The 26,671-nt window shown below is 69.6% G+C and carries 21 protein-coding genes; 14 read left to right on the forward strand and 7 right to left on the reverse strand.

Features of this window, described 5'->3' with window-relative positions; genetic code table 11:
- Window positions 1–270: 270 nt before the first annotated feature.
- Window positions 271–906 (reverse strand): TetR/AcrR family transcriptional regulator, encoded by a 636-nt coding sequence (locus LOK44_RS26030; RefSeq protein WP_237572979.1) that lies wholly within the window; start codon window positions 904–906, stop codon window positions 271–273.
- Window positions 907–989: 83 nt separating this feature from the next.
- Here LOK44_RS26030 and LOK44_RS26035 point away from each other — a divergent pair, with 83 nt between their 5' ends.
- The 12 genes from LOK44_RS26035 to eccE all read left to right on the forward strand — a co-directional run bounded on the left by LOK44_RS26035 (window position 990) and on the right by eccE (window position 16,808).
- Window positions 990–1,883: an oxygenase MpaB family protein gene (locus LOK44_RS26035; protein ID WP_237572980.1), complete on the forward strand. Its 894-nt coding sequence runs from the start codon at window positions 990–992 to the stop codon at window positions 1,881–1,883.
- 334 nt (window positions 1,884–2,217) lie between these two features.
- On the forward strand, window positions 2,218–4,029 hold the full coding sequence (gene eccA, locus LOK44_RS26040) for a type VII secretion AAA-ATPase EccA (protein ID WP_237572981.1): 1,812 nt from the start codon (window positions 2,218–2,220) through the stop codon (window positions 4,027–4,029).
- A complete protein-coding gene (gene eccB, locus LOK44_RS26045; RefSeq protein ID WP_237572982.1) occupies window positions 4,026–5,606 on the forward strand; it encodes a type VII secretion protein EccB in 1,581 nt (526 codons plus the stop codon). The genes eccA and eccB overlap by 4 nt, the downstream gene beginning before the upstream one ends.
- 30 nt (window positions 5,607–5,636) lie before the next feature.
- Window positions 5,637–9,608, forward strand: a complete 3,972-nt coding sequence (gene eccCa, locus LOK44_RS26050; RefSeq protein WP_237572983.1) for a type VII secretion protein EccCa — start codon at window positions 5,637–5,639, stop codon at window positions 9,606–9,608.
- The gene (locus LOK44_RS26055; protein WP_237572984.1) at window positions 9,605–9,913 is read left to right on the forward strand and encodes a PE family protein; all 309 of its coding nucleotides are present in this window, start codon (window positions 9,605–9,607) and stop codon (window positions 9,911–9,913) included. The genes eccCa and LOK44_RS26055 overlap by 4 nt, the downstream gene beginning before the upstream one ends.
- 1 nt (window position 9,914) lies before the next feature.
- Entirely contained in the window at window positions 9,915–11,498 is a 1,584-nt protein-coding gene (locus LOK44_RS26060) for a PPE domain-containing protein (RefSeq protein WP_237572985.1), read from the forward strand.
- A gap of 67 nt (window positions 11,499–11,565) precedes the next feature.
- Window positions 11,566–11,859: a type VII secretion protein EsxS gene (locus LOK44_RS26065; RefSeq protein WP_163919501.1), complete on the forward strand. Its 294-nt coding sequence runs from the start codon at window positions 11,566–11,568 to the stop codon at window positions 11,857–11,859.
- 29 nt (window positions 11,860–11,888) lie between these two features.
- Window positions 11,889–12,182 (forward strand): WXG100 family type VII secretion target, encoded by a 294-nt coding sequence (locus tag LOK44_RS26070; RefSeq protein WP_237572986.1) that lies wholly within the window; start codon window positions 11,889–11,891, stop codon window positions 12,180–12,182.
- A 21-nt stretch (window positions 12,183–12,203) separates the two neighbouring features.
- Window positions 12,204–13,073: an ESX secretion-associated protein EspG gene (locus LOK44_RS26075; RefSeq protein ID WP_237572987.1), complete on the forward strand. Its 870-nt coding sequence runs from the start codon at window positions 12,204–12,206 to the stop codon at window positions 13,071–13,073.
- Window positions 13,046–14,497, forward strand: a complete 1,452-nt coding sequence (gene eccD / locus LOK44_RS26080) for a type VII secretion integral membrane protein EccD (RefSeq protein ID WP_237572988.1) — start codon at window positions 13,046–13,048, stop codon at window positions 14,495–14,497. The genes LOK44_RS26075 and eccD overlap by 28 nt, the downstream gene beginning before the upstream one ends.
- Entirely contained in the window at window positions 14,494–15,876 is a 1,383-nt protein-coding gene (mycP, locus tag LOK44_RS26085; protein WP_372481324.1) for a type VII secretion-associated serine protease mycosin, read from the forward strand. Before eccD ends, mycP begins: the two co-directional genes overlap by 4 nt.
- On the forward strand, window positions 15,876–16,808 hold the full coding sequence (gene eccE, locus LOK44_RS26090) for a type VII secretion protein EccE (protein ID WP_237572989.1): 933 nt from the start codon (window positions 15,876–15,878) through the stop codon (window positions 16,806–16,808). Before mycP ends, eccE begins: the two co-directional genes overlap by 1 nt.
- A 9-nt stretch (window positions 16,809–16,817) precedes the next feature.
- On the opposite strand, the gene LOK44_RS26095 is transcribed toward eccE, so the two are convergent.
- Both LOK44_RS26095 and LOK44_RS26100 read right to left on the reverse strand, forming a co-directional pair.
- Window positions 16,818–18,026 carry an alpha/beta hydrolase family protein gene (locus tag LOK44_RS26095; RefSeq protein WP_237572990.1) on the reverse strand — a complete coding sequence of 403 codons (1,209 nt, stop codon included), beginning with the start codon at window positions 18,024–18,026 and terminating at the stop codon, window positions 16,818–16,820.
- A gap of 10 nt (window positions 18,027–18,036) precedes the next feature.
- Window positions 18,037–18,930 carry an amidohydrolase family protein gene (locus tag LOK44_RS26100; RefSeq protein WP_237572991.1) on the reverse strand — a complete coding sequence of 298 codons (894 nt, stop codon included), beginning with the start codon at window positions 18,928–18,930 and terminating at the stop codon, window positions 18,037–18,039.
- Window positions 18,931–19,011: 81 nt separating this feature from the next.
- On the opposite strand from LOK44_RS26100, the gene LOK44_RS29870 reads away from it, so the two are divergent.
- The gene (locus LOK44_RS29870) at window positions 19,012–20,427 is read left to right on the forward strand and encodes a serine/threonine-protein kinase (RefSeq protein ID WP_283817925.1); all 1,416 of its coding nucleotides are present in this window, start codon (window positions 19,012–19,014) and stop codon (window positions 20,425–20,427) included.
- A gap of 22 nt (window positions 20,428–20,449) precedes the next feature.
- Window positions 20,450–21,214, forward strand: a complete 765-nt coding sequence (locus tag LOK44_RS26110; protein ID WP_237572992.1) for a trans-aconitate 2-methyltransferase — start codon at window positions 20,450–20,452, stop codon at window positions 21,212–21,214.
- A 10-nt stretch (window positions 21,215–21,224) separates the two neighbouring features.
- Here the strand turns inward: LOK44_RS26110 and cysC are convergent, their stop codons facing one another.
- From cysC to LOK44_RS26130, 4 genes are all read right to left on the reverse strand, one after another.
- The gene (gene cysC, locus LOK44_RS26115) at window positions 21,225–23,156 is read right to left on the reverse strand and encodes a sulfate adenylyltransferase subunit CysN (RefSeq protein ID WP_308192798.1); all 1,932 of its coding nucleotides are present in this window, start codon (window positions 23,154–23,156) and stop codon (window positions 21,225–21,227) included.
- Entirely contained in the window at window positions 23,131–24,051 is a 921-nt protein-coding gene (gene cysD, locus LOK44_RS26120; protein WP_237572994.1) for a sulfate adenylyltransferase subunit CysD, read from the reverse strand. The genes cysC and cysD overlap by 26 nt, the downstream gene beginning before the upstream one ends.
- Window positions 24,048–24,848, reverse strand: a complete 801-nt coding sequence (gene stf0, locus LOK44_RS26125) for a trehalose 2-sulfotransferase (protein ID WP_237572995.1) — start codon at window positions 24,846–24,848, stop codon at window positions 24,048–24,050. The genes cysD and stf0 overlap by 4 nt, the downstream gene beginning before the upstream one ends.
- A gap of 65 nt (window positions 24,849–24,913) precedes the next feature.
- The gene (locus LOK44_RS26130) at window positions 24,914–26,296 is read right to left on the reverse strand and encodes a sulfatase family protein (protein WP_237572996.1); all 1,383 of its coding nucleotides are present in this window, start codon (window positions 26,294–26,296) and stop codon (window positions 24,914–24,916) included.
- Window positions 26,297–26,671 lie beyond the last annotated feature (375 nt).

Raw genomic sequence — 26,671 nt, forward strand, 5'->3', positions numbered from 1 at the left:
AATGAGAGAGCCGCTATTGCATTCCGCGCGAGTCTCTTTCGTACGCTCACGGCAGTGCACTCCATGTCTGGGCGGGCGTGCAGGCGGACGCGGGGAATGACGATCACGAGTGCTGGATCTCCCGTCGCATCGGCTCGTTTTACCGACCTGTTCCTGATGTTAGATTCAGATTCCGGTCGTGACCAGCTTCGGCAACTGCACGACTGCGCCGACACTCCGCTCGATGACGCGATCCTCGGCGTGTCGGGTCGACAACCGTACTTTCGGCGGTCAGTCGCCGCCATGCAGGCGCGGGCGGGTGATGGTGTCGAGGATCGCCGCCAGCTGGTCGACGAGTTCATCGGGCGTCAGGTCGACGTCACCCGCCAGCCAAGCGCTGATGGTCTGCCCAACGCCGCCGACCGCGAAGTGGGCAGTCGCCATGCCCTTGCGGCTAGTTCGTTCGCCCTGATCGACGCGTAGCGCCATGCCGATCTCGCGGCCGTAGAGCATTGCGAGCAGCACTCCGGACTCGGCGCGCTTGGCCGCCACCACCGAATTCGACAGCTGCGCGCTGAAGAGCAGCCTGCCGATCCTGGCGTCGGAGGCCACGGCGTGCACGATGTTGGCCATGCCCGCCCGGTTCTGATCGGAGCACTGCGCTGCCGCGACGGCGGCCTGTGTGGTGGCGGCGAGTTCGGCGATCACGGTGTCGAAGACGGCGCCGACGAACTGGTCCTTGTCAATGAAGCCCTCGTAGAAGTAGCGCGCGGCCAGTCCGGCCTCGCGGCAGATCGCCCGGACCGTCAGATCGGCGGGCACGGCCTCGCCGCCCAGCAGCTCCAAGCCGGCGTCGATGAACCGCCGCCGACGGTCGGCGAGTCGTTCCGCCGCCTCGACGCCGCCATACGGCCTGACTTGAGCCATCGCACCATCTTGACACCCGTCTACGGTGAGCGGCAATATCAGGAAACACGCGTTCGCAGATTTATGGGGTGAGAGGTCGGTCGATGACGATCAGCGAGAATCCGGTGGAGTTGCCGGTCAGCGCACCGGCACGGGTCACGGCCGGCTCGACCGGGCGGCGCGGGGCCAGCTTCGACGACGGACTGATGGGCGTTGCACTGCTGGCCGGGCCGGCAAACGTGATCATGCAACTGGCCCGCCCCGGCGTCGGCTACGGCGTGCTGGAGAGCCGGGTCGAGAGCGGCCGCGTCGACCTGCACCCGATCAAGCGGGCGCGCACGACGTTCACGTACCTCGCCGTGGCGACGAAGGGCACCGAGGCGCAGAAGGCCGCGTACCGGAGGGCGGTCAACAAGGCGCACGCGCAGGTCTACTCGACCGACGAGAGCCCGGTGAAGTACCACGCCTTCGACAAGGACCTGCAGTTGTGGGTCGCGGCCTGCCTGTACAAGGGCGGCGTCGACATCCACCGGCTGTTCATCGGGGAACTCGACGGCGAGAAGGCCGACCAGCACTACGTCGACGGCATGAACCTCGGCACCACGTTGCAGGTGCCGCCGGAGATGTGGCCGCCCGATCGCGCCGCCTTCGACGAGTACTGGCAGCGCTCGCTGGAACGGGTGCACATCGACGACACCGTCCGCGACTACCTCTATCCCATTGCCGCCAGCCGGGTTCGGGGCGTCAGGCTGCCAGGGCCGATCCAGCGCCGGTCCGAGGACTTCGCGCTGCTGATCACCACCGGATTCCTGCCACAGCGATTCCGTGACGAAATGCGGCTGCCGTGGGACGAACGGCGACAGCAGCGATTCGACCGGGTGATCGCCGTCCTGCGAGCCGTCAACCACGCCCTGCCGGCCTTCGTCCGGCAGTTCCCGTTCAACGTTCTGCTCAAGGACGTGGACCGGCGGATCCGCAAGGGAATCCCGCTCGTCTGAGCCAGCGCGTCGGCTCGAACGTGGACTTCTCGTCGAAACCACTCGCACTTCTGCCCGGAAAGTCGATGTTGGTGGCAGGCATGCTTGCTCGAGCCGGGCGAGGCGTCCGCAGCAAAGCTGCAGGAGGAACGGGACGCGGGAGTTGCTGGCTCGTTCTTCACCCTGGTCTGTCAACAGCCTGGTGACCGTCGTCGAGGGGTGACCGCGGTCACGCCCATTGCCTGCAGCAACGGAGGACGTGCGTCTCGACAGTTAAGTTATGCAATGCTAACTTCGCCGGGTTAGCTTAGGCATACATAAGGAGATGGCGGGGGCGATTGCCTCCGTGACGCATATGGGCAGTGACACGCTTGCGGGGGCGCGGGTCGACCGCGATGTTCTGAGTCGTTTTGCGACGTGCAGCCGGACGCTCGGGCTGACTGTCCACGACCGGCGCCGCCCAGTCGACCTCGCGGCAGCACGCAGCGGCTTCGCCGAGTTGACGCGCATCGCCCACGAGCAGTGCGACGCCTGGACGGGACTGGCCGCGGCCGGCGACACCAGCGCGAGGGTCGTGGAGTCCGTGTGGCGCACCGTTTCGACCGCAGGGCTGCTGCAGCGCCAGCTCGAGATGACGCCAGGCGATCTCGGCTTCGACTACGACACCGGCCTCTACCTGAAGTTCCGTGCCACCACTGCCGAAGACTTCCAACTCGCCTACGCCGCAACGCTGTCCGATCGCGGCGACTACGCCGTGGCCGACCGCCTGGTCGAGCAGCTGATCCAGCGCAAGCCGAGCTGGCTGAACGCCCGCTGGGTGCGCGTCGCCATGTACTACCGCACCGAGCGGTGGTCCGACGTCGTCCGGTTGCTCACCCCGGTGGTCAACGATCCCGAGCTCGACGCGACGTACGCGCACGCCGCCCGCGTCGCTCTGGGCACCTCACTGGCCAGGCTCGGCATGTTCGCCCCGGCCCTGTCCTACCTCGAGGACCCGTCCGGACCGGTCGAGGTCGCTGTCGTCGACGGCACGCTGGTCAAGGCGTTGTCATTGCGCGCCCAGGGCGAGGACCTCGACGCCGCCGACACCCTGGCCGAGCTGTACGCCGCCAACCCGGAGCACGAACACGTGGAGGTGGCGCTGTCGGACACGTCCTACGGGATCGTGCCGACCACCGCTGCCCGCATCGAAGCCCGCCTCGACCCGTGGGACCCCGCGACGGAGCCGACCGAGGTCGACTTCGTGGACCCGGGCGCGAAGGAACGCAAGGCCCACCTGCTCGTCGAGGCCGAAGCCGAACTCGCGGAGTTCATCGGGCTCGAAGAGGTCAAGTACCAGGTCGCCCGGCTGAAGTCGTCGGTCGCCATGGCGATCCGCCGCCAGGAGCGCGGCCTGGCCGTCGCGCAGCGCACCAACCACCTCGTCTTCGCAGGCCCACCCGGTACGGGCAAGACCACCATCGCCCGAGTGGTCGCCAAGATCTACTGCGGCCTCGGCATCTTGAAGAAGGAGACCGTCCGCGAGGTGCACCGCGCCGACCTGATCGGCCAGCACATCGGCGAGACCGAGGCCAAGACCAACGCGCTCATCGACAGCGCGCTGGACGGCGTGCTCTTCCTCGACGAGGCGTATGCGCTGGTGTCGACCGGCGCGAAGAACGACTTCGGTCTCGTCGCCATCGACACGCTGCTGGCGCGCATGGAGAACGACCGCGACAGGCTGGTCGTCATCGTCGCCGGCTACCGCGCCGACCTCGACAACTTCCTCGACACCAACGAGGGCCTGCGTTCGCGCTTCACCCGCAGCATCGACTTCCCGTCCTACTCGTCGCACGAACTCGTCGAGATCGCGATGCGCATGGCCGAGAAGCGCGACAGCATCTTCGAAGAAGCCGCGCGCGAGCACATGGAGAGACTGTTCGCCCACCTCGCGACGGCCACCATGCCCGACGCCAACGGGGTCGCCCGGCGCAGCCTCGACATCGCGGGCAACGGCCGCTTCGTCCGCAACCTGGTCGAACGAGCGGAGGAGGAGCGCGAGTACCGGCTCGACCATTCCGACTCCGAGGACTTCACCGACGACGAGTTGATGACGATCACCGACACCGACGTCAACAACTCCGCGATACCGCTCCTGCGCGGCCTCGGCCTCGAGGTGCCCGCATGAGCGAGCAGGGCGACCGCCGCACGTTCACGTCGCGCACGCCCGACAACGACAACCCCGAACGGGTGGCCTACCGGCGCGGTTTCGTCACCCGGCATCAGGTGTCGGGATGGCGATTCATCCAGCGCCGCATCGCATCCGGAGTCGCACTGCACGACACGCGGATGCTCGTCGATCCGCTGCGGACCCAGTCGCGTTCCGTGCTCGTCGGCGCGCTGCTGCTCATCACCGGCCTGGCGGGATGCTTCATCTTCTCGCTGATCCGACCCGCGGGCGATGCGGGCGACAGCGCGATCCTGGCCGACCGGGACACCGCCGCGCTGTACGTGCGCCTCGGCGAACAGGTCCATCCCGTGCTCAACCTGACGTCGGCCCGCCTCATCGCCAACCGGGCCGACAACCCGACCATGGTCAAGAGCAGCGAGATCGATCAGTTCCCGCGCGGCAACCTGATCGGCATCCCCGGCGCGCCGGAACGAATGGTGCAGAGCACCGCGAGCGACGCCGACTGGACGGTGTGCGATGCCGCGTCGGGCCCCGCCGCGGGGGTCACGGTGATCGCCGGACCCCTGGCAACTGACTCAGGCGAGGACGACAGCGAGCGTGCCGCCACACTGCCCGACCAGGACGCGGTCTTGGTCCGCAACGACGGCGGCCCCAACGCGGGCACCTGGCTGCTGTGGCAGGGCCGACGGAGCCAGATCGACCTCGACGACCGCGCCGTCACCGGCGCCCTTGGCCTCACCGCCGATCTGCCAGAGCCCCGGGCCATTTCGCCGGGCCTCTTCAACGCCGTGCCAGAGGCGCCGGCACTGCGCGTCCCGGCCATCCCCGGCGCCGGATCGCAGCCGGGCTTCTCGGTACCCGCGCCGGTCGGCGGGGTCGTCGCCGCGTTCGACGCCGACAACACGCTGCGCCACTACGCGGTGCTCACCGATGGGCTGCAGCCGATCTCACCCGTGGTGGCGGCCATCCTGCGCAACAGCGATTCGCACGGGCTGGACCAGCCGCCGCGGCTCGGCGCCGACGAGGTCTCCCGGTTGCCGGTGTCCCGCGCCATCGACGTCGACGCCTATCCCAGTGAGCCCGTCACGCTGGTGGACGCCGCCGCATCGCCGCTGACGTGCGCACACTGGGACCACCCCGTCGACGCGACGAGTGGCACGCTCGAATTGCTCGCCGGTGCAGCGCTTCCCGTGCAGGACGGGCTACGCGCAATCCAGCTCGTCGGAGCGGGCACGGGCACGACCGCCAATCGCGTGGTCGCCGCTCCCGGCACCGGCTTCCTGGTGCAGACCGCCGGACAGGACGTCCGCCAGCAGCCGGCCTCGCCCGCTGCCGGATCGGTGTTCTGGATCAGCGACACCGGCGTGCGCTACGGCATCGATCAGGACGCCGCCGGACAGGACGGAACCGACGCCCTCTCGGCGTTGGGTCTGACGCCGCCCGCACTGCCCATTCCCTGGGCGATGCTCAGTCAATTCGCGGAAGGACCGACGCTGTCGCGCGCCGATGCGCTGCTCGCGCACGACGGGCTGACGCCCGATCCGAGCCCGGCCGTGGTGAGGGAGACCCCGTGATGATCAGCGAGAAGCGGAGCGGGATCGCGCATGTCTAGGTTGATCTTCGAAGCCCGCCGCCGCATTCCGGTGCCGGCCACCCGCAAGGGCACCATCACCATCGAGCCGCCGCCGGAGCTGCCGCGACTCGTCCCCCCGTCGCTGCTGCGCCGGGTGCTGCCCTACCTGATCGTGCTCCTCATCGTCGGCATGATCGTGGCGCTGTTCGCGACGGGCATGCGGCTCATCTCCCCGACGATGCTGTTCTTCCCGTTCGTGCTGCTGCTCGCCGCCACCGCGATGTACCGCGGCACCGACGGCAAGATGCGCACCGAGGAGGTCGACGCCGAACGGGCCGACTACCTGCGCTACCTGTCGGTGGTCCGGGACAACGTCCGGGCCCACGCCGCCGAACAGCGCGCCGCGTGCGAGTGGTCGCATCCCGACCCGGCGCTGCTAGCCGAGGTGCCCGGCACCCGCAGGCAGTGGGAACGCGACCCCCACGATCCAGACTTCCTCGTCGTACGCGCGGGACTGCACGACGCCCCGCTCAGCGCGAGCCTGCGGGTGAAGGACATCGCCAACGAGATCGACCTGGAGCCGGTGTCGCACACCGCGCTTCGGAGTCTGCTCGACGTGCAGCGCACGGTGCGCTCGGTGCCCGCGGGCATCGACCTCGCCGAGGTCTCGCGCATCACGGTAATCGGCGAGGCCGCCGACGTCCGCGGCGCACTGCGGGCCTGGATCGCGCAAGCAGTGACGTGGCATGACCCCGCGGTGCTCGGCGTCGCGCTGGCCGCCCCCGATCTCGAGGGCGACGACTGGTCGTGGCTGAAGTGGCTGCCGCACTGCGACATTCCCGGCCAGGTGGACGGCGTCGGCCCCGCGCGCTACCTCGCGCCCAACGTCGCCGAACTCCGTGACCTGCTGGCGCCCGCCCTCGACGACCGGGACGTCTTCGGTGCGACGGAGTCCGTGGCCAGGCATCTGCTGATCGTGGTGGACGACCCCGACGCCGATCCCGAGGTCGTGGTGCCGCGGTCGGGTCTGGCCGGCGTGACCGTCGTACACCGGTCGACGGAAGAGCCCCACCGGGAACAGTATTCGGATCCGGAGCGTCCCGTCCTGCGCCTCGTCGACGGCACGCTGGAACGCTGGCAACCCGGAGGTTGGCAGCCCTACGTGACGGTGGCCGACCGCTACTCCAGCGCCGACGCACGGCACGTCGCACGACTGCTGTCGCGGTGGGACACCAACCCGCGCCAGGCCAGGACCAGCAGCGCGGGCGTGGCGACGTTCGGCACGCTGCTGGGCATCCCGGACGCGGCCGCACTCGACGTCGCCGATCTGTGGGCGCCGCGCAACCGGCAGGACGAGCTGCGCGTGCCGATCGGCGTCACCGCCACCGGCGAGCCGATGATGTTCGACCTGAAGGACGAGGCCGAGGGCGGCATGGGTCCGCACGGCCTGATGATCGGCATGACCGGTTCGGGCAAGTCGCAGACCCTGATGTCGATCCTGTTGGCGCTGTTGACGACTCACTCGGCCGAACGCCTCATCGTCATCTACGCCGACTTCAAGGGCGAGGCGGGAGCCGACATCTTCCGCGACTTCCCGCAGGTGGTCGCCGTCATCTCGAACATGGCCGAGAAGAAGTCGCTGGCCGACCGGTTCGCCGACACGCTGCGCGGTGAGGTCGCCCGCCGCGAGAAGCTGCTGATGGAGACGGGCCGCCGCGTCCAGGGCAGCGCCTTCAACTCCGTGCTCGAGTACGAAGCAGCCATGGCCGCCGGCCACGACCTGCCGCCCATGCCCACGCTGCTGGTGGTGGCCGACGAGTTCTCGCTGATGCTGGCCGACCATCCCGAGTACGCGGAACTCTTCGACTACGTTGCGCGCAAGGGCCGGTCGTTCCGCATCCACGTCCTGTTCGCGTCGCAGACCCTCGACGTCGGGCGGATCAAGGACATCGACAAGAACACCTCCTACCGGATCGGCCTGAAGGTCGCCAGCCCCAGCATCAGCCGGCAGATCATCGGGGTGGAGGACGCATTCCACATCGAGGCGGGGCCCGAGCACAAGGGCGAGGGCTTCCTGGTGCCGACGCCCGGCGCGATGCCCGTGAAGTTCCGCAGCACCTACGTCGACGGCATCTACGACCCGCCGCGCAAGCCGAAGTCGGTGGTTCGGCACTCCATCCCCGCCCCGCAACCGTTCACGGCCTCGTACGTCGAGGCGCCCGCGGACACCGTGGTGGTCACCGGTGGCTCCGACACCGATCACCTGCCCCCGCGCAAGTTGGTGGCCACGATCGGCGACCAGCTGTCGCACTACGGTCCCAAGGCGCCGCCGCTGTGGCTGGCTCCGCTCGACGAGCCGATCCCACTGGCCGAACTCCTGCACCGCGCGGGTGTCGAAGGCAGCCAGTGGCGGTGGCCGCTCGGCGAGATCGACCGACCGTTCCAGATGCGGCGCGATCCGCTGATCTTCGACGCCACCTCGTCGGGGGCCAACCTGGTGATCCATGGCGGCCCGAAGTCGGGCAAGACCACGGCGCTGCAGACATTCATGCTGTCCGCGGCCGCGCTGCACTCACCGCACGACGTCACGTTCTACTGCCTGGACTACGGCGGCGGCCAGCTGCGCGAGATGGGCGAGCTGGCTCACGTCGGCAGTGTCGCCTCACCGCTGGAGCCCGAACGCATCCGCCGCACCTTCGGCGAGCTGGAGCAGCTGCTGCTGGCCCGTCAGCGCCGCGCGGCAGGCGGTGCGAGCGGCAGGAGCGGAGAGGTCTACCCCCACACATTCCTGGTCATCGACAACCTGTACGCCTTCAGCCGGGACAACACCGACGCCTACAACACCCGGAATCCGTTGCTGGCCAGGGTCACCGAGTTGGCCAACACCGGCCTGTCCTACGGCATCCACGTCGTGATCACCACGCCGAACTGGCTCGAGGTGCCGCTGGCGATGCGCGACGGCCTCGGCATGCGGTTGGAACTCAAGTTGTCGGACTCCCAGGACAGCAACGTCCGCGTGGTCGGCGCCCTGCGCCGGGCGGCCGACGGCGTCCCTGCGGACCAGCCGGGCCGTGGCCTGACGATGGCCGCCGAGCACTTCCTGTTCGCAGCACCGGGACCGTTGGAAGCGCACATCGCCGGAGTCAACGCACGCTACCCGGGACAGTCGGCACCGCCGGTGCGGCTGCTGCCGAAGGTGCTGCTGCCCGAAACCGTTGCTCCGCTGTACCGCGGTCCCGAACGCATCGTCATAGGCCAACGCGAAGAGGATCTCGCTGCCGTCGAGGTCGACTTCGCGAACAACCCGCTGCTGATGGTGTTCGGCGACGGGAAGTCCGGCAAGTCCACGCTGCTGCGTCACCTGATCCGCACCATCCGTGAGAACTCGACTGAGGACCGCGTCGCGTTCACGGTGATCGACCGCAGGCTGCACCTCGTCGACGAACCGCTGTTCCCGGACAACGAGTACACCCCCAACATCGACCGCGTGACGCCGGCGATGCTCGGGCTGGCGGCACTGCTCGAGAAGCGCCGTCCGCCAATGGGACTGTCCTCTCAGCAGCTGAAGGACTGGACGTACCGGTCGGGTGAGGACGGGCACGTCCACTACCTCATCGTCGACGACGTCGACCAGATCCCGGACGCACCGGCGGTCAGCGGGCCCTACGTGGGGCAGCGTCCGTGGACGAACCTGATCGGCCTGCTGGCCCAGGCTGCCGAACTCGGGCTGCGCGTCATCGTCACCGCAAGGGCCGCCGGGTCGGCGCACGCGATCATGACCGCACCCCTGCTCCGGCGTCTCAACGAGCTGCAGGCCACCACCCTGATGCTGTCCGGTAATCCGCAGGACAGCGGGAAGATCCGGGGACAGCGCTTCACGCGCATGCCTGCCGGCCGGGGCATCCTGCTCGACGACGGCGATACCCCGACGTTCGTCCAGCTGGTCAATCCGTTCGCGGACGAGGCAGCACGCATCAACCAAGGAAGGGAGTTCAACCGATGACCCTGCGAGTGGTTCCCGAAGGCCTCAACGCCGCAGGCGCACAGGTCGAGGCACTCACCGCGCGGCTGGCGGCAGCCCATGCCGCTGCCGCACCGATGATCGCGGCCGTCCTGCCTCCGGCACCCGACCCGGTGTCGCTGCAGACCGCGGTGTCGTTCAGCACGCACGGGGCGTCGCACGGCGCCGTCGCCGCCCAGGGCACCGAGGAACTCGGCCGCTCGGGCATCGGCGTGGCCGAGAGCGGCACCAGTTACGCCACCGGTGACGCCATGGCCGCAAGCTCATACCTCATCGCAGGCAGCTGACATGACCGCCCCCGTCTGGATGGCGCTACCGCCCGAGGTGCATTCGGGGCTGCTCAGCAGCGGCCCCGGGCCCGGGTCGATGCTCGCCGCCGCGGGGGCGTGGCAGTCCTTGAGCGTCGAGTACTCCACGGCGGCAGCGGAGTTGACCGCTCTGCTCGCCGCCGTGCAGTCGGGTGCGTGGGAGGGGCCGAGCGCCGAACAGTACGTCGCGGCGCATGCGCCGTATCTGACGTGGCTGGCGCAGGCCAGTGCGAACAGTGCGGCCGCGGCGGTCCAGCACGAGACGGCGGCGGCTGCGTATACGACGGCGCTGGCGATGATGCCGACGCTGCCCGAACTCGCGCTCAACCACACGATGCACGGCGTGCTGATGGCGACCAACTTCCTCGGCATCAATACGATTCCGATCGCGCTGAACGAGGCCGACTACGTCCGCATGTGGATACAGGCGGCGACCACGATGAGCACCTACCAGGCAGTCGCGGGAGCGACGGTCGCGGCCACGCCTGCCACGCCGCCCGCGCCGTTCCTCCTCGCGCCGGGCGTTGGCGAGGCGGGCGATGCCGGGGCCACGTCGCGCCAGGCCATGGCGCACGCGCAGGCCGCCGACGCCGGCGGGGCGCTGAACAACGCCGACTTCTTGCAGCAGCTCCTGCAGGCGCTCAACCAGTTCTTCCAGGCCTACACCGACTATACGAACTCGCTCTTCGAGCCCATCACGAAATTCCTGCAGGACCCGATCGGCAACAGCATCGACCTGATCACTGGCCTGCTGACCAACCCGGGTCCCACGCTGGTCGAGTACGGTCCGTTCCTGTTCGCCGTCGCATATCAGGCGATTTCGTGGATCGGCGCCTCACTCACCTACCCGCAGCTGCTGCTGCAGCCGCTGTTGGCAATCGGTCTCGGCGTCGGCGGGTACTTCCTGCAGGAGTACCTGAACAGGCCGGTCGCCCCGGAGCCGGTGCCCGAACCCGCACCGGCCGCCGCGCCTCAGCAGGTTCAGGTACCGCGGGCCGAGGTGCAGAACCCGCTGCCCGCCGCGACCGTGGCGCCGACGGTGCCGAGCGCCCCCGCGGCGCCCGCGGCCTCGGTGGCCGCAGGCACCGCGACGGCCCCCGCCGCACCCGCGGCGGCCGCAGCGCCGTTCGTTCCGTACGTGGTCCCGGGCGGCGGCCCCGGCCCCGGTGCGTCGCCGACGTTCCGCGAGGGCAGCGGCGCCAAGGCCCCCGCCTCCGACATCGCAGCGTCGTCCGCCGCGGCGGCTGCCGCGTCGTCGCTCGCGAAGCGCAAGGCGCGGCGCAAGCGCGGCGCCGAAGTCCACGAGCGTGGCTATGCCGACGCCTACATGGACTACGAAACGGGTCCCGACTCCGAGGCGACACCGCGACCCGCGCCGCGCGTCGGCGCCTCGTCGCGGGGTGCGGGTGCGGTCGGATTCACGGGAACCATCACCGCCGAACGGGCCGACCAGACCGACCGGTCGCGCGGACTGACCCAGTTGCCGGAGGACCCCTACGGCGGCGGACCGGTCGATCCGCTGCTGCCGGGCAACTGGGACCCGGAAGGGGGACGGCCCACCTGAACAGAGCCGAGAGTCCAAGCACGTCAATCGATAACGAGCAGCAGTCGAAGATCCGGAAGGAAACCCCATGAGCCTCCTCGATGCTCACATCCCACAACTCGTCGCCTCCGAGGCGGCGTTCTCCGCCAAGGCGGGACTGATGCGCAGCACCATCGCCCAGGCCGAACAGGCAGCCCAGGCGTCGCAGGCGTTCCACCAGGGTGAGTCGGCCGTCGCGTTCCAGGCCGCCCACGCCCGCTTCATCGAGGTGTCGGCACGGGTCAACGCCCTGCTCGACATCGCGCAGGCCAACATCGGCGACGCCGCGTCGACGTACGTCGCCGAGGACGCCGCAGCGTCGAGCACCTACACCGCCATCTGATTCGCCGAGCAGCTGAAGGGACACAACACATGTCACAGATCATGTACAACTACCCGGCCATGCTGGCGCTGGCCGCCGAGATGAACGGCTACTCGGGAGCCCTGCACGCCGTCGGCGCCGACGTCGCGAGCGAGCAGGCGGCACTGTCGGCGGGCTGGCAGGGCGACACCGGCATGTCGTACCAGGCGTGGCAGGCGCAGTGGAACGCCAGCCTCGAGGAACTGGTCCGTGCCTACCGCGCGATGTCGAGCACCCACGAGATGAACACGATGTCGATGAGCGCTCGAGACGCGGCGCAGGGCGCCAAGTGGGGCTCGGCCTGATGGATTCGGGCCTGATGAGCAGTGGGCGCTAACGCCGTCGAGCTGACCGCGGAGCAGGCCTGGTTCGTCGCCGAATCGGCTGGGGCTGGATACTTCCCATGGGTGCTGGCCATCACGCCGCCGTACGCCGAAGAGTCCCTTCGCCCCGCGTTCGAGGCTCGCATGCGTGCCGAGCTGTCCGAACTCGGGGTGATGGTGGCCGACCGCGTCACCGCACCGGTCACCCGGTGGGTCACCACCGCGTGCCGTCCGACGCGCTGGCTCGAGCTGCGCTTCGTCTCGGGATCAGGAAACATGTTGCGCGGGCTGGTCGCTCGTCGGGGTGACGACGTGGTCGTCGCACTGCGAAACGGCGGGCTGGTGACGTTCAGCCACGTCGACGTCGACCATCCGCAGGCGCTGGTTCCCGTGCTGACGGTCGGGCTGTCCGGACGGCCACCCGCGTCGTTCGACGAGTTCGGCATCGCGGCGCGGATCGGTGCGAAGGCCGACGAACGGCTCCGCAACGGGGCCGCGCTCGCCGACGTGGTGGAGAACCTCGGCATCCCTGCCAGCGCGCGGCACGTGGTGGCGGCCGCCTTCGCACCCGACCGCTGCTACGTCGAGATCGTCGCGGGTGACCATCGCGACGGTCACCGGGTCAGCACCGAGGTGGGCGTCAGCGTCGTGGACACCAGCGCGGGACGCGTGCTCGTCAGCCCATCGAAGGCCTACGACGGCGAGTGGGTGTCGACATTCTCGCCCGGCACCCCGCTGTCCATTGCGACCGCCGTCGAACGCCTCACCGCCACGCTGCCCGACGGGGAGTGGTTCCCCGAAGCCCACCTCACCAGAGACTTCGACCAGAGAACGGAAGACCAAAGATGTCCGACACCCTCACGCCGGGCCTGACTTCGCCCGGTGTCCCATCCGGTGCCGCAACGGGATCCGCGGTGGTGCCCATCGTGCGGGTCGCCGTGCTCGCCGGCGGCGACGACGGTGGTCGGCTCGTCGACATGGCGCTGCCCACCGAGCTGCCGCTACGCGAAATCCTGCCCGCGGTACGGCGCATGGCGCTGCCGGCCGGCGACGACGCCGACGCGCCGGTGCAGCTGTCGCTCGCGCCGGTCGGCGGAGCGCCGTTCAGCCTGGACGCAACCCTCGACACCGTCGGCGTCGCCGACGGGGATCTGCTCGCTCTGCAGCCGGTTCCGGTGGGGCCGCCCGCCCCGCGCATCGTCGAGGACATCGCCGACGCCGCGGTGATCTTCTCCGCCGCACGCGAGAAGCCCTGGGGTACGCCCCACGTCGAGCGTGGCGCATCGGTCGCGGTGATCGGGCTGATCCTGCTCGCCACGGTCGTCGCCACGCTGCACCGCCTGGCCACCGGCGACCACGCCGGCCTGTTCACCGTCAGCGGCGTCGCCGCGCTGACCGTCCTCGGCGCGCTGGTGACCCGGTCCCGATCGCCTCGACTCGCGACCGCACTGTCGGTGACCGCACTGCTTCCGATCGCCGCGGCGTTCGCGCTCGCCGTGCCCGGCGACTTCGGCGCCGCGCAGGTGCTACTTGCCGCGGCCGGGGTGGCGGCGTGGTCGATCATCAGCATCACCGTGGCCGAGCGGGCGATCGCGGTGTTCACCGCCGCGGCCTCGGTCGGAACCAGTGCGGCGATCGTGGCGGGCGCAGCCGCGCTGTGGTCGCTCGACGCCATCGTGATCGGCTGCGCGCTGATCGTTCTCGGCCTCCTCGTCACGGTTCGGGCCGCGCAGCTGTCCGCACTGTGGGCGCGCTTCCCGGTGCCGGTCATCCCCGCACCCGGTGACCCCGCGCCCGACGCACCCCCGCTGCGAGTCTTGGCGGACCTGCCGCGCCGGGTCCGGGTGAGCGATTCGCATCAAACCGGCTTCATCTCGGGTGGCGTGCTGCTCGCCGTCGCCGGATCGCTGTCGCTGGTCGTACCCGAGGGCGCGTCGCCGTGGGCGTGGTTCGTCGTGGCGGCGGCCGGCCTCGGCGCGGCTCTGCGCGCACGGGTCTGGGACCCGGCGCCGTGCAAGGCGTGGCTGCTCGCTCAGCCCTACCTGGTCACGCTGGCGCTGGCGGTGACGTACCTCGCCGACGAGCGGTACCGGGCCGCCTGGTGGGCGCTCATCGCGCTGGCCGTGCTGACGATCGCGTGGGCCGTGGCAGCGCTGTACCCGAGCGTCGCCGCACCCGACACCTACTCGCTGCCGATGCGACGGATCGTCGGGTTCCTCGCCTCGGCGCTGGACGCGTCGCTGATCCCCGTCATGGCCTACCTCATCGGTCTGTTCGCCTGGGTGCTGGATCGGTGACGCATCGGCGAGTGCGTGCGGGTGTCGCGACACTCGCCGTGACCGTCGCGGTCGCAGTGACGAGTTGTCCTGCGGCAGGCGCCATCACACCACCGGAACTCGACCCGGGTGCGGCGCCACCCACCGGCACGGCAGGCCCCGTGCAGCCGATGGCGCAGCGCGGCCCGTGCATCGCGTCGGGTCAGCTGCCCGGCACCAATCCCGGCGCAGCCGGACCGAACGACCAGTTGCTCAACCTGGCCGGGGCGTGGCGGTACAGCCGCGGTGAGGGACAGACCGTGGCGGTCATCGACACCGGCGTCCGGCCGGGGCCGCGACTGCCCAACGTCGAGCCGGGTGGCGACTTCGTCGAGTCCGGTGACGGGCTCACCGACTGCGACGGCCACGGCACGTTGGTCGCCGGGCTCATCGCCGGCCAGCCCGGGCCCGACGCCTTCTCCGGTGTCGCACCGAACGCCCGGCTGATCTCCATCCGGCAGACGTCGGGCCGTTACTCGCCACGCGCCACGGGTGACGACCCCGCCCTCGTGCTGGCGACCATCGACGTGGCGACGCTCGCCCGCGCGGTCGTGCGCGCCGCCGACCTCGGCGCACGGGTCATCGCGATCTCGACCGTGACGTGCCTGCCGGCCAACAAGACCGTCGAGCAGACCGAACTCGGTGCGGCCCTGCGCTACGCGGCCGTCGAGAAGGACGCCGTGGTGGTCGCGGCAGCGGGCAACAGCCGCGCCGGGCTCAACGCGGGAACGGCGTGCCCGTCGAATCCGCTGTCGGACCCGGGCCGTCCGGAGGATCCACGCAACTGGTCAGGCGTCACCTCGGTGTCCATCCCATCGTGGTGGCAGCCCTACGTGCTGTCGGTCGGATCGGTCGGTCCGCAGGGCCGCCCATCTGAATTCACCACGGCGGGACCGTGGGTCGGGGTCGCCGCACCCGGTGAGAACGTCGCATCGGTGAGCAACGCCGACGGCGGGGGGCTCGCCAATGCGCTGCCCAACGACCGCGGCGAGATGTTCGGTCTCAACGGCACCAGCTATGCCGCCGCGTACGTGTCCGGCGTGGCTGCCCTGGTGCGCAGCAGGTTCCCCGAACTCAGGGCCGAGCAGGTGGTGCGCCGCATCACCGCGAGCGCGCACGGGGCCGCGCGGTCGCCGTCGAACCTGACCGGATCGGGGGTCGTCGACCCCATCGCCGCGCTGACATGGGACGTCGACGAGTCCGCCGACGCGCAGCCGCCACGGTCGATGCCAGTCGCCGCTCCCGCTGAACCGGATACCACCGACTCCACCCCGCGCACCATCGCATTCATCGGCGCAGGCGTGCTGGCGCTCGCAGCGGCCGTGACGGCGATCGCCGCACACCGACGGAAGGAGGGCTGATGACAGCCCGAATCGCCCTGGCCCTCTTGGTCGTCATCCCGGCCGCGATGGCCTACCCATGGCACACGCCAACGCAGCGCTGGGTGCTCGGCGTCGCCGTCGCCGTCGTGCTGGTGACGTTCGCCTGGTGGGGTGGCATGTTCCTCACCACGCGGATCGGCAGATGGCTTGCGGTGTGGCGACGCAACCGCGGCACGTCGGAACCGGCGTCCACGAACGAGGTCGCGGTGCTGCTGTCGGTCGAGGCGCCTGCGGGCACGACGGTGCCGTTGCACCTCGTCGCCAGGTACGTGGACCGGTTCGGCATCCGGTGCGCGAAGGTGCGCGTGACCAACCTCGACGTCTCGGGAACCCGACGGACCTGGATCGGAATGACGGTGGCCGCCAACGACAATCTGGCAGCGCTGCAGGCACGATCACCCGAGCTGCCGCTGTACGACACCGCCGAGGTCGTCGGCAGGCGGCTGTCGGACCGACTGCGCGAACTCGGCTTCGACGCCACGATCGTCGACACCGCAGAAGGGCCCTGCACGCCGAGTGCACGCGAGACGTGGCGCGGGATGCGCGACGACGACGGGTATCTGGTCGCCTACGCGATCCCGGTCGACGGCGATCTCGCGGCCCGGCTGACGCACGTGTGGTCGCACACCAACCGGGCGACGTGGACGGCGATCGAGTTCAGCGGCATCGCGACCCGCCCGACCGCTACCGCACTGTGTGCCATCCGCACCGACGACGCACCGAGTGTCGTACCCGTGCCGGGCCTGCGGGGCTGCAACGGCAGGCACCGGCCGCTGCTGACCGCGCTGGACCCGCGGTCGGTCGAACGTCTCGACACCGGCGCGGTACCCGTGCCGTCGAGTCTGCTCGACGAGATCGAATGGCCCGTCGGATCGAGCAACTCGACGCTGGGAGCGCATGCCCGGTCGTAGCGGGTGGCGCTAGACGAACATGAAGTCCTTCATGAACCGGGTCATCCGGCGCAGGTAGTCCGGTTGACTCACGTGCACGATGTGATTGCCGGGAAACCAGTGAAACGCGCAGCGATCCCAGTGCTCCCAGAGCATCTCGGCCTGTTCCGGCGGAGCCAGCCGGTCGCCGAGGCCGGTGATGATGAGCCTTCGGTCCTTCGGCACCAGCGGTTGGTAGCTCAGCGGTGAGTGGAATGCCGACGCCGCGGCCATCAGGTCCTTGTCGGTGCGCGAGAGGCGATTGCCCAGCTTGACCAGGACGCTCGCGGGGAACCAGTCGTCGAACGCCGCGTCGGGTGTCACGACCGGCACATTCGGTATCACCGCCTGGAGACGGTCGTCGACACCCGCGATCAACGCAGAGGTATAGCCGCCCAGCGACATCCCGGTCAGGGCGATCCGGTCCACCCCGGTGTACTCCAGGTAGTCGAGCACCGAGCGGAAGTCGTACACCGCCTGCGCCATCGCCTCGGCGAATCCGGCGAGGCCGTCGGCGAAGTAGCCATAACCGCTGTAGGGCGAACCCTTCTCGGCGCGGCGGCCGTGGAAGGGCAACGTGTAGAGCAGGACGTCGTATCCGGCTCGGTAGAACCACGGCAGCGAGAAGAACAGGCCGTTGAACAGATACGCCGAACCCATGAACCCGTGGATGACGCACAGCGTGGGGTGCGGCCCGTCGTCGTGACGCCAGTGTTGGGCGTGAACGACGTTGTTGCGCAGATAGCTTCGGCGGTGGTCACGCATGGCGGGATTGACCGCCTCGAAGCTGCTCGTGAACCGGATGTTCTCCACCCGCCCATGTGCCATCCACTCGGCGACGGGGTTCGCCGGACGCGTCGAGACGCGGGGGAGTTCGACAGGGGCGGGGAAGGCCTTTACCGGATCCCTCGCCGCGGCCATCTCGGCATAGAAATCCAGGGCGTCGCGCTCGGCGCGCACCTGTGCGGGGCGCAGCGCCGCCATGGCCATGCGGGGCAGCATCGCCGCGCCGATCACCGAGGCGAGCGCAGTGCGCAGACCGAGGTCCGCGATCGCCGACGAGTCGACGATCAGCTTCTGCTCCCAGGTCAGGTCTTCCCGGCGGGGGAGCCCGCCCTTGGTCGCATCGGCGCCGGGAACGTCCGGGATCGGGATCGGCGGGTCGACCGGAGCGGCATTGCTTGGCGGGAAATCGACCACACGCGCGATGTTAGCCCGTGCGGGCTAGTTCAAAACCGAACAGTCGCGCGGCGTTGTCGTGCAGGACACCTCGCCGCCAGGCGTCGTCGAAACCGTCCAGTCGAGTGATCGACCCGACGGCGTCGACGTAGCGGTAGGGGATGTTCGGGAAGTCGCTGCCGAACAGTATCCGGTCACCGAGGTCGCGCAACCGCGGGTACGCGTCGGTGGGGAACGGCATCGTCTCCTCGGAGAACGGCGTGAACGCCATCGTCGTGTCGAGGTGGACGCCGTCGTACCGTTCGCCGACGTCGAGGAATTCCGCGTACTCGGGCATGCCGAGGTGGGCGATGATCAAGCGGAGTCGCGGGTGCGCGGTCAGCAGCGTCCGGATCGGGCCGGGGCCGGTGTGCTCACCCGGCTGCGGGCCGGAGCCGCAGTGGATCACCACGGGCACCCCGGCGTCCTCGATCACGCCCCACGCCTCGTCCAGCAGGGGATCGGTCGGGTCGTACCGGCCGACCTGGACGTGGGCCTTGAACACCCGGGCGCCCCGTTCGATCGCCTCGCCGACGTAGCGGGCGACGCCCGGTTCGGGGTAGAGCGTCGCGGTGGCGAGGCAATCGGGAGTCCGATCGGCGAAGTCTGCCGCCCACTGGTTCAACCACGCCGCCATCTCCGGCTTGTGCGGGTAGACCAGCGAGGTGAACGCCCGGACGCCGAACGAGCGCAGCGCCTCGAGACGTTCCGCCTCGTCGCTGCGGTAGGTGATCGGCCACGGCCGCCCGACCAGCGGACCGGCGGCGTCGAAGTACTGCCACACCTTGTCCATGACCGGCTTGGGCATGAAGTGGGTGTGGACGTCGACGATTCCGGCCAGCCCAAGGGTTGCCCAGGTCTGGCGGACGGCCTCCGATTCCTCCATGGTCTGTGATGATCGCAGGCCCGCGGGGGCGGGCAACCGTCGGGCGCGGGAGCCGCGGCAGGGGATCGGTAGGATCACCTGATGCCGTTGACCAGCGGTACGGACTTCGCGGGGTTCCGGATCCTCCGGCAACTCGGGTCCGGGGGGATGGGCGAGGTGTACCTCGCTCAACATCCGCGGCTCCCGCGGCAAGAGGCGCTCAAGGTGCTGCCACGGGCGCTGTCGGCCGACGCGGTGTTCCGCGAGCGGTTCAGCCGTGAGGCCGACCTCGCGGCCAAGCTCTATCACCCCCACATCGTCGGCGTCCACGACCGTGGCGAGTTCGACGAGCAGCTGTGGATATCGATGGACTTCATCGACGGCACCGACGCCGCCCGGCTGCTCGAGCAGTACCACCCGTACGGCATGCCGTTGCCAGAGGTCCTCGAGATCGTCGGCGCCGTCGCCGATGCCCTGGACTACGCCCACGCCAACGCGATGCTGCACCGCGACGTCAAACCCGCGAACATCCTGCTGACCCGGCCCGAGCGCGGCCGACGGCGGATCCTGCTGGCGGACTTCGGCATCGCCCGAAGCCTCACCGAGGTGTCCCGCCTGACGCAGACCAACATGGCGATCGGCACCGTCAACTACGTGGCGCCCGAGCAGTTGACGGACGCATCGGTCGACGGCCGGGCCGACCAATATGCCCTGGCCGCAACCACTTACCACCTGTTGACCGGCACCGTGCCGTTCGACCACTCCAACCCCGCGGTGGTCATCAGCAGCCACCTGACCGCTCCACCGCCGTCACTCGCCGCGCGCAGGCCCGACCTCGCCGCACTCGACCCGATCCTGGCGGCGGGCATGGCGAAGGACCCCGCCGACCGGTTCCGCTCGTGCGAGGCCTTCGTCCGGGCACTGTCCGCGCCGCCCGCGCAAGGGCATCCGCCGGCTCCGCCCGTGCATGCCGGACCGGTGCGCCGGGCCTCGACCGCCGTGCTCCCCACACCACCGGGACCCGCCGCCGCGCCGAAGGCGAAGTCGCGGCTGCCCGCGGCGGTGACGGTGCTCGCCGTACTCCTGCTCGCCGCGGTCGCGTTCGTCGTCGTCGCCCTCGACCCGTGGGGCCAGGACACCACGGCGACACCGCGTCTCACGCCGACGAGTACGGCACCGACCACGTCGGCGACGACGGGCGACGCCGGTTTCGCGGCCATGCGCGACTTCGTGATCGACTACTACGCGCTGCTCCCGGGGAACGCGGACGAGGCATGGACGCGGCTGGGTCCCAACTACCAGGCCGCCACGAATCTGCGCGACTACCGGGACTTCTGGTCGGGCATCCGGTCCGTCTCGATCTCCGACGTCAGTTCCGCTACCGACACCAGTGTGACCGCCCGGGTGGCCTACACGCTCGCCGGCGGCGGCACCGACACGGAGCGACGGTCGTTCGAGATCACCTCGGACGGCGGCCAGTTGCGGATTCAAGACTCACAACGCATCGGCGGGGGATGAGTCCGAGGAGGATGATGATCGCGTGTGGAATCCGGACGTCTACCTAGCCTTCGCCGACCATCGCGGCCGGCCGTTCTTCGACCTGCTCTCGCGGGTCGGAGCGCAGAACCCGCGCCGCGTGGTCGACTTGGGTTGCGGGCCGGGCAATCTGACCGTCACGCTGGCCGATCGGTGGCCCGGAGCGGTCGTCGAGGCCCTCGACAGTTCGCCGGAGATGGTCGCCGCGGCCCGTGAGCGTGGGCTCGACTCGACCCTGGGCGGTATCGGCGAGTGGGCGCCGCGACCCGACACCGACGTCGTCGTCTCGAATGCGGCGCTGCAGTGGGTGCCCGGTCACGCCGACCTGATGGTGCGCTGGGCGGGCGAACTCCCCGCGGGGTCGTGGATCGCCATGCAGGTGCCTGGCAACTTCGACGCCCCGTCGCACCAGGCCGTTCGCGAGGTCGCCAGGAGCGCTGAGTTCGCCGATGCGCTGGCGGACATGCCGTGGCGCGACGCCGACGTCGTCGGCACGCCCACCGACTACGCCGGCCTACTCACCGACGCCGGCTGTCGGGTCGACGCGTGGGAGACCACCTACGTGCACCAGCTGTCCGGCGAGACGCCGGTGTTGGACTGGATCACCGGTACCGCGCTCACCCAGGTCAGAAGCAGGCTGTCCGGCGACGCCTGGGAGCAGTACCGGCAGGCGATCATTCCGGTGCTGGCCCGGGCGTATCCGATGCGCGCCGACGGCACGACGTTCTTCCCGTTCCGGCGGGTGTTCGTGGTGGCCCAGGTGGTCTGACTCGCGGGAGCTAGCTGCCGTCCCTGGCGGCGTGCAGTGCGGCGAGTACCTGGACGACCAGCGCGTCGATGTCTGCGCCCGCCGTGTCCACCACCAGGTCGGGGTTCTCCGGCGACTCGTAGGGCGCATCGACGCCCGTCAGTCCCTGCAGCTCGCCCGCCCGCGCCCGCGCGTACAGGCCCTTCGGGTCGCGCTTCTCGCACTCGGCCAGCGACGTCGCGACGTGTACCTCGATGAACGGCAGCTTCGCCGCCTCGTTGAGCGTCCTGGCGATCTCGCGATCCGAGTTCAGCGGCGACACCAGCGACGCCAAGGCGACCACGCCCGCGTCGGCGAGCAACCGGGTGAGATGACCGACGCGCCTGATGTTCTCGGCCCGGTCGCCCGCGGAGAAACCGAGGTCGTCGGACAACCCGTGCCGGATGTTGTCGCCGTCGAGCAGGTAGGCGACGTCACCGGACTCGACCAGTGCGCGCTCCACCGCGACGGCGAGGGTGGACTTGCCCGACGCGGGAAGTCCGGTGAACCAGATCGTCGCCCCGCGCTGTCCCGTCTTCTTCCAGCGGTAGCTCCGGTCCAATGACGATGGATGCCAACGGATGTCGTTGCGGGTCTGCTCGCCAGGCTTGATCTCGCGCGCCTCGGTGACGGTGCCCGCGCCGACGGTGTCGTTGGACGTCTCGTCGATCAGGATGAAGGCGCCGCTGTCCCGGTTGTCGGCGTACGGGTCGGCGACGACCACGGAGCTGGTGCGCAGCGTCACCGCACCGATGTCGTTGAGCCCCAACTCGACCGGACCGTCGAGGTCGTCGAGCGTCTCCGGGTCGAGCCGGCTGTGCAGCTCCTGGACGGTGGCCCGAACGGTGCGTGCACCCTGCTTGAGCGCCAGCCGGTCGCCCGCCCGCAGCGGGGTGTCGGCGAACCAGCAGATGGTGGCGAACAATTCGCGGGCCGATACCGGCAGCACTGCGTCCGGGGCCCCGCTGACGAACACGTCGCCGCGGCCCACGTCGATGTCGTCGGCGAGTTCGATCGACACCGACAGCGGCGCGACACCAGTCGTCCTCGCGTCGTCGAGGGTGTCGAGCGCGGTCACCGTGGAGCGCGTCCCGGCTGGCAGCGAGAGCACCGGGTCGCCGACGCGCAGCGTTCCCGCCGAGATGCGGCCGGTGTAGCGGCGGCGCTGCTCGGCGGTGGGCCGCGACACCCACTGCACGGGCAGTCGCAGCTTCGTCGGTTCCGGGTGTGGCGCGGACAGTTCGATGCCCTCGAGGTACTCGAGCAGCGTCGGACCGTCGTACCACGGGGTCCGATCCGACCGGTGCACCACGTTGTCGCCGTGCTTGGCGGCGATGGGGATGACGGCCAGATCCGCGTTGGACACCGAGAAGCCCAGCCGGTCGGCCACCTGCTGCAACTCGGCGCGCACCTCGTCGAAGCGGTTCTGGTCGAAGTCCACTAGGTCGATCTTGTTCACCGCGGCCACGAAGTGCTTGATGCCCAACAGCTTTGCGATGCGGGCATGCCTGCGGGTCTGCCGGAGCACACCTGCCCTGGCGTCGACGAGCAGGATCGCGGCGTGCGCGTTGGACGCCCCGGTGAACATGTTTCGGGTGTACCGCTCGTGGCCCGGGGTGTCAGCGAGGATGTAGCTGCGGCGCTTGGTCGAGAAGAACCGGTACGCCACGTCGATCGTGATGCCCTGTTCGCGCTCGGCACGCAGTCCGTCCGACAGCGCGGCGAGGTCGGCCACGCCCGCTTCGTCGGTCACGGCGTCGAGGTGATCCAGCGGCAGGCTGTCGGTGTCGTGCATGAGCCTGCCGATCAGGGTGCTCTTGCCGTCGTCGACCGACCCCGCCGTGGTGATGCGGAGCAGTTGCCGTGTCATGACATTCCTCGTCGCTTCGCTCGCCCCATCAGAAGTACCCCTCGCGCTTTCGATCCTCCATCGCCGCAACCGAAGTCCGGTCGTCGGCACGGGTCTCGCCTCGCTCGGACACCGTCGCCGCCGAGATCTCCTCGATGACACCGGCGATCTCGGTGGCCCGCGAGCGCACGGCGCCGGTGATCGTCAGGTCACCGACCGTGCGGTAGCGCACCCACTCGACCGCGGAGGTCTCCCCGTCCCTTGGCTGCACGTACTCCGAGACCGCGAGCAGGATGCCGTCGCGCTCGACGACCTCCCGTTCGTGGGCGAAGTAGATCGACGGGAGTTCCAGGCCCTCCAGCTCGATGTAGCGCCAGATGTCCAGCTCGGTCCAATTGCTCAGCGGGAACACCCGAACCTGTTCCCCCTTGCGGATCCGGCCGTTGTACAGCGACCACGGCTCCGGCCGCTGCGCCCTGGGGTCCCACTGCCCGAACTCGTCGCGGAAACTCAGGATGCGTTCCTTGGCACGGGCGCGCTCCTCGTCGCGTCGCGCACCACCGAACGCGGCGTCGAAACCGCCGGCCTCCAGCGCGTCGAGCAGGGTCCGGGTCTGCTGGCGGTTGCGTGACGCACCGGGCCCCGGATCGGGCACGCGTCCGCTGTCGATCGTCTCCTGCACCGAGCCGACGATCAGCTTGTGCCCGTGCTCGGCGAGCCTGCGGTCGCGGAACTCGATGACCTCATCGAAGTTGTGGCCGGTGTCGACGTGCAGGACGGGGAATGGCAGCGGTGAGGGCCGAAAGGCCTTCTCCGCCAGTCGTAGTAGAACGATGGAGTCCTTGCCCGCAGAGAACAGCAGCACCGGTCGCTGCAGTTCGGCAACGACCTCGCGGATGATGTGGACGGCCTCGGCTTCCAGCACGCGCAGCTCGTCGACGTGCGTCGTGTCCACGGTCGGTGTCGTCATACCGGATAACCTTCCCGTTCTGCATCGGCGCGGTAGCGCTCGACCCACTCGTCGGACCGGTGATCGGCCTGACGTTCCAGCACCGGCGCGGGCGCCAGCCGTGGATCGAGACCGAGCGCCTCGAGCACGGTGCCGACCACCTCGGTGAGGTTTCGCCACAACACCGGATACGACACGTCGATGGGGTTTATTCCCTCCTCGGCGAACCAGGCGCGCCACCCCGCCTCCTGCGCCTGCAGCATCCGAACGACGTGTGCGATGGCGCCCGCGTGGTACTCGGCGCGGGCGTCGCGGACCGGATCGGGCCGTCCGCGCCACACCCGCGTCTGCACCGCCCGCCAGAACGACACGGCCTGGGAGACGACGTCGGGCCGGTACACGTGCACCAGGACGGGGTCGCTGCCGACGACGTCGCGGATCGCGGCGAGCAGCCCGTCCCCCGACCGGTCGGGCAGTCCCTTCGCCCGCTCGGTCAGCAGCGGCGTCTGGTTCCACATCAGCTTGCCGCCCCAGACGCCGTTCGGCGTGCGCCCGACCGTGCGGATGTAGTCCCGCCAGATCTCGGCAGGCGCAATGTCCGGCTTGCCCTCGTCGAGCGGGTCCAGCAGCTGCAGGATCGACTCGTCCTCGGCGCCTGCGAACCACTCGCGGGGCTGCGGGGACTGGCTCGTGGTCGGGAGGTACTGGAAGAACTCCTGCGGCTCGCCAGCGACGCCGGTCGCGCGCAGCGACTCGACCAGCAGCGTGCTGCCGCTGCGTTGCGAGGCGAGCACCAGGTATGCGGTCGGGGCGGCCATGCGCGGAAGCCTAACCGGTGATCAAAAGCCCTGCCAGAGGGGCTTTTTGATCAGGTTGAGCAGAACTATTGGCCGTCGTCGTGGATGCCGCGGTCGGAGGCCAGCGCAGACCGGCTGGGCAGCGGGCGACCCAGAATGCTGAGGTAGGTGTGGGTGTATCGCTCGGAGATGCGGGTGCCCGCGAAGTCCGACGGGATGACGTCGTTGGTCTTCTTCCGCCAGTCGTCGAGCAGCAGCGCGAGGTCGACGGCGACGGCTTCGTGCTCGGCGGACGGTTCGCCGTCGAGCAGGTTGGTGCTCTCGCCGGGGTCGGCGACCAGGTCGTAGAGTTCGCGCGCCGGCCGGGGTCCCCGGGTCAGCGGCCCGACGACCTGCCCGGGCGCGCTGTCGGCGATGTCCCATGGCAGGTCGAGCACCGGACGCGGCGCGTAGTTCTCGATGTAGCTGTACTCCTTGGTCCTGATCGCGCGGATCGGGTCGAAGGAATCGTGGTAGGTCTTCGTGGTGTAGACCTCGCTGCGGGCAGGCGCGGCCTGCGGTCGGCGTTCCGTCTCAGGCTGGCGCAGCGCAGCGGCGTGCGAGATGCCCTGCACCTCGTCCGGGGCGGCGAGCCCGAGGAGTTCCAGCAGGGTCGGCACCAGGTCGACACCGCTGAACATCTCGTCGTACACCAGCGGTGCGTGGCCGGACCGCTTCGGCGGACGGACGATGAACGCGATGCCCGTGCCCGCGTCGTACAGCGTCGACTTCGCCCGCGGCATCGCTGGTCCGTGGTCGGTCATGAACACCACCCAGGTGCTCTGGTCCAGCCCCGTGGTCTCGAGCGCGTCCAGGATCTGGCCGACGGCCGCGTCGGCGACCGCGATCGATCCGTAGAAGTCCGCGAGGTCCTGCCGCACGTCGTCGGTATCGGGCAGGTAGTCGGGCAGCGTGACGGCGTTCGGGTCCGCCGGCGTGTACCGGTCATGGGGGTATGGCCGGTGGGTCTCGAAGAACCCGGTGGTCAGCAGGAACGGCTCGGCGGGCGCCGCGGTCAGCCAGTCCACCGCCTCGTCGACGACGTACTCGCAGAACGAATTGCTGACGTCGTACTCGTCGAAACCGAGCCGCGCCGGGTAGGACGTCTCGTGCTGCATGCCGAACAAAGCGGTGCGCCAACCCGATTCGGAGAGCAGCTCCGGCAGTGTCCGGACGTCGGCCCGGTACTCCCAACCGTGGTGCGCCAACCCGATCAGCCCGTTGCTCTGCGGATACCGCCCGGTGAACAGCGAGCCCCGCGACGGTGAGCACAGCGGCGCCGTGGCGTGGGCGCGGGTGAACAGGATGCCCTCGGCGGCGAGCCGATCCAGGCGTGGGCTCGACACGTCGGCATGACCGTAGGCGCCCAGGTGCCTGCCGAGGTCGTGCCAGTGCACCAAAAGCACGTTGTCGCGCGGGGCTTCGCTCACTCGTCGTCCTTCACTAGTGGTCCACCAAACACGCCTGGAGCCAGTCCGGCAACCGTTGCGCTCGTCACGAGCAACTTAACGACGTTGGCGCTGCGTTCGCTAGCATGGGGCTCCGACAACTTCGGCGTCGAATGCGCCTGTGCGGGCGAATCATCTACAGTCCGTGGTTCATCCCCAGATTGGCCTTGGGGGCTAGCGGGGTGGCGGGCGAGCGAGAAGAATCGATCAGGTGTTCGATGAATTCGAGGTGCACTGACTCAGACTTCTTGTCACGGTCGCCGAGTGAAGATTGGTGACATGTCGGAAGGAGTGTCAGATGACCAGGTCGCGGCGGTCGAAGATATCGGCTGAAGACAAGGTTCGGTATGTGTTGGC

Origin of the sequence: Mycolicibacterium lacusdiani (assembly GCF_021916785.1) — a bacterium.
GTDB classification, from domain to species: Bacteria; Actinomycetota; Actinomycetes; order Mycobacteriales; family Mycobacteriaceae; genus Mycobacterium; species Mycobacterium lacusdiani.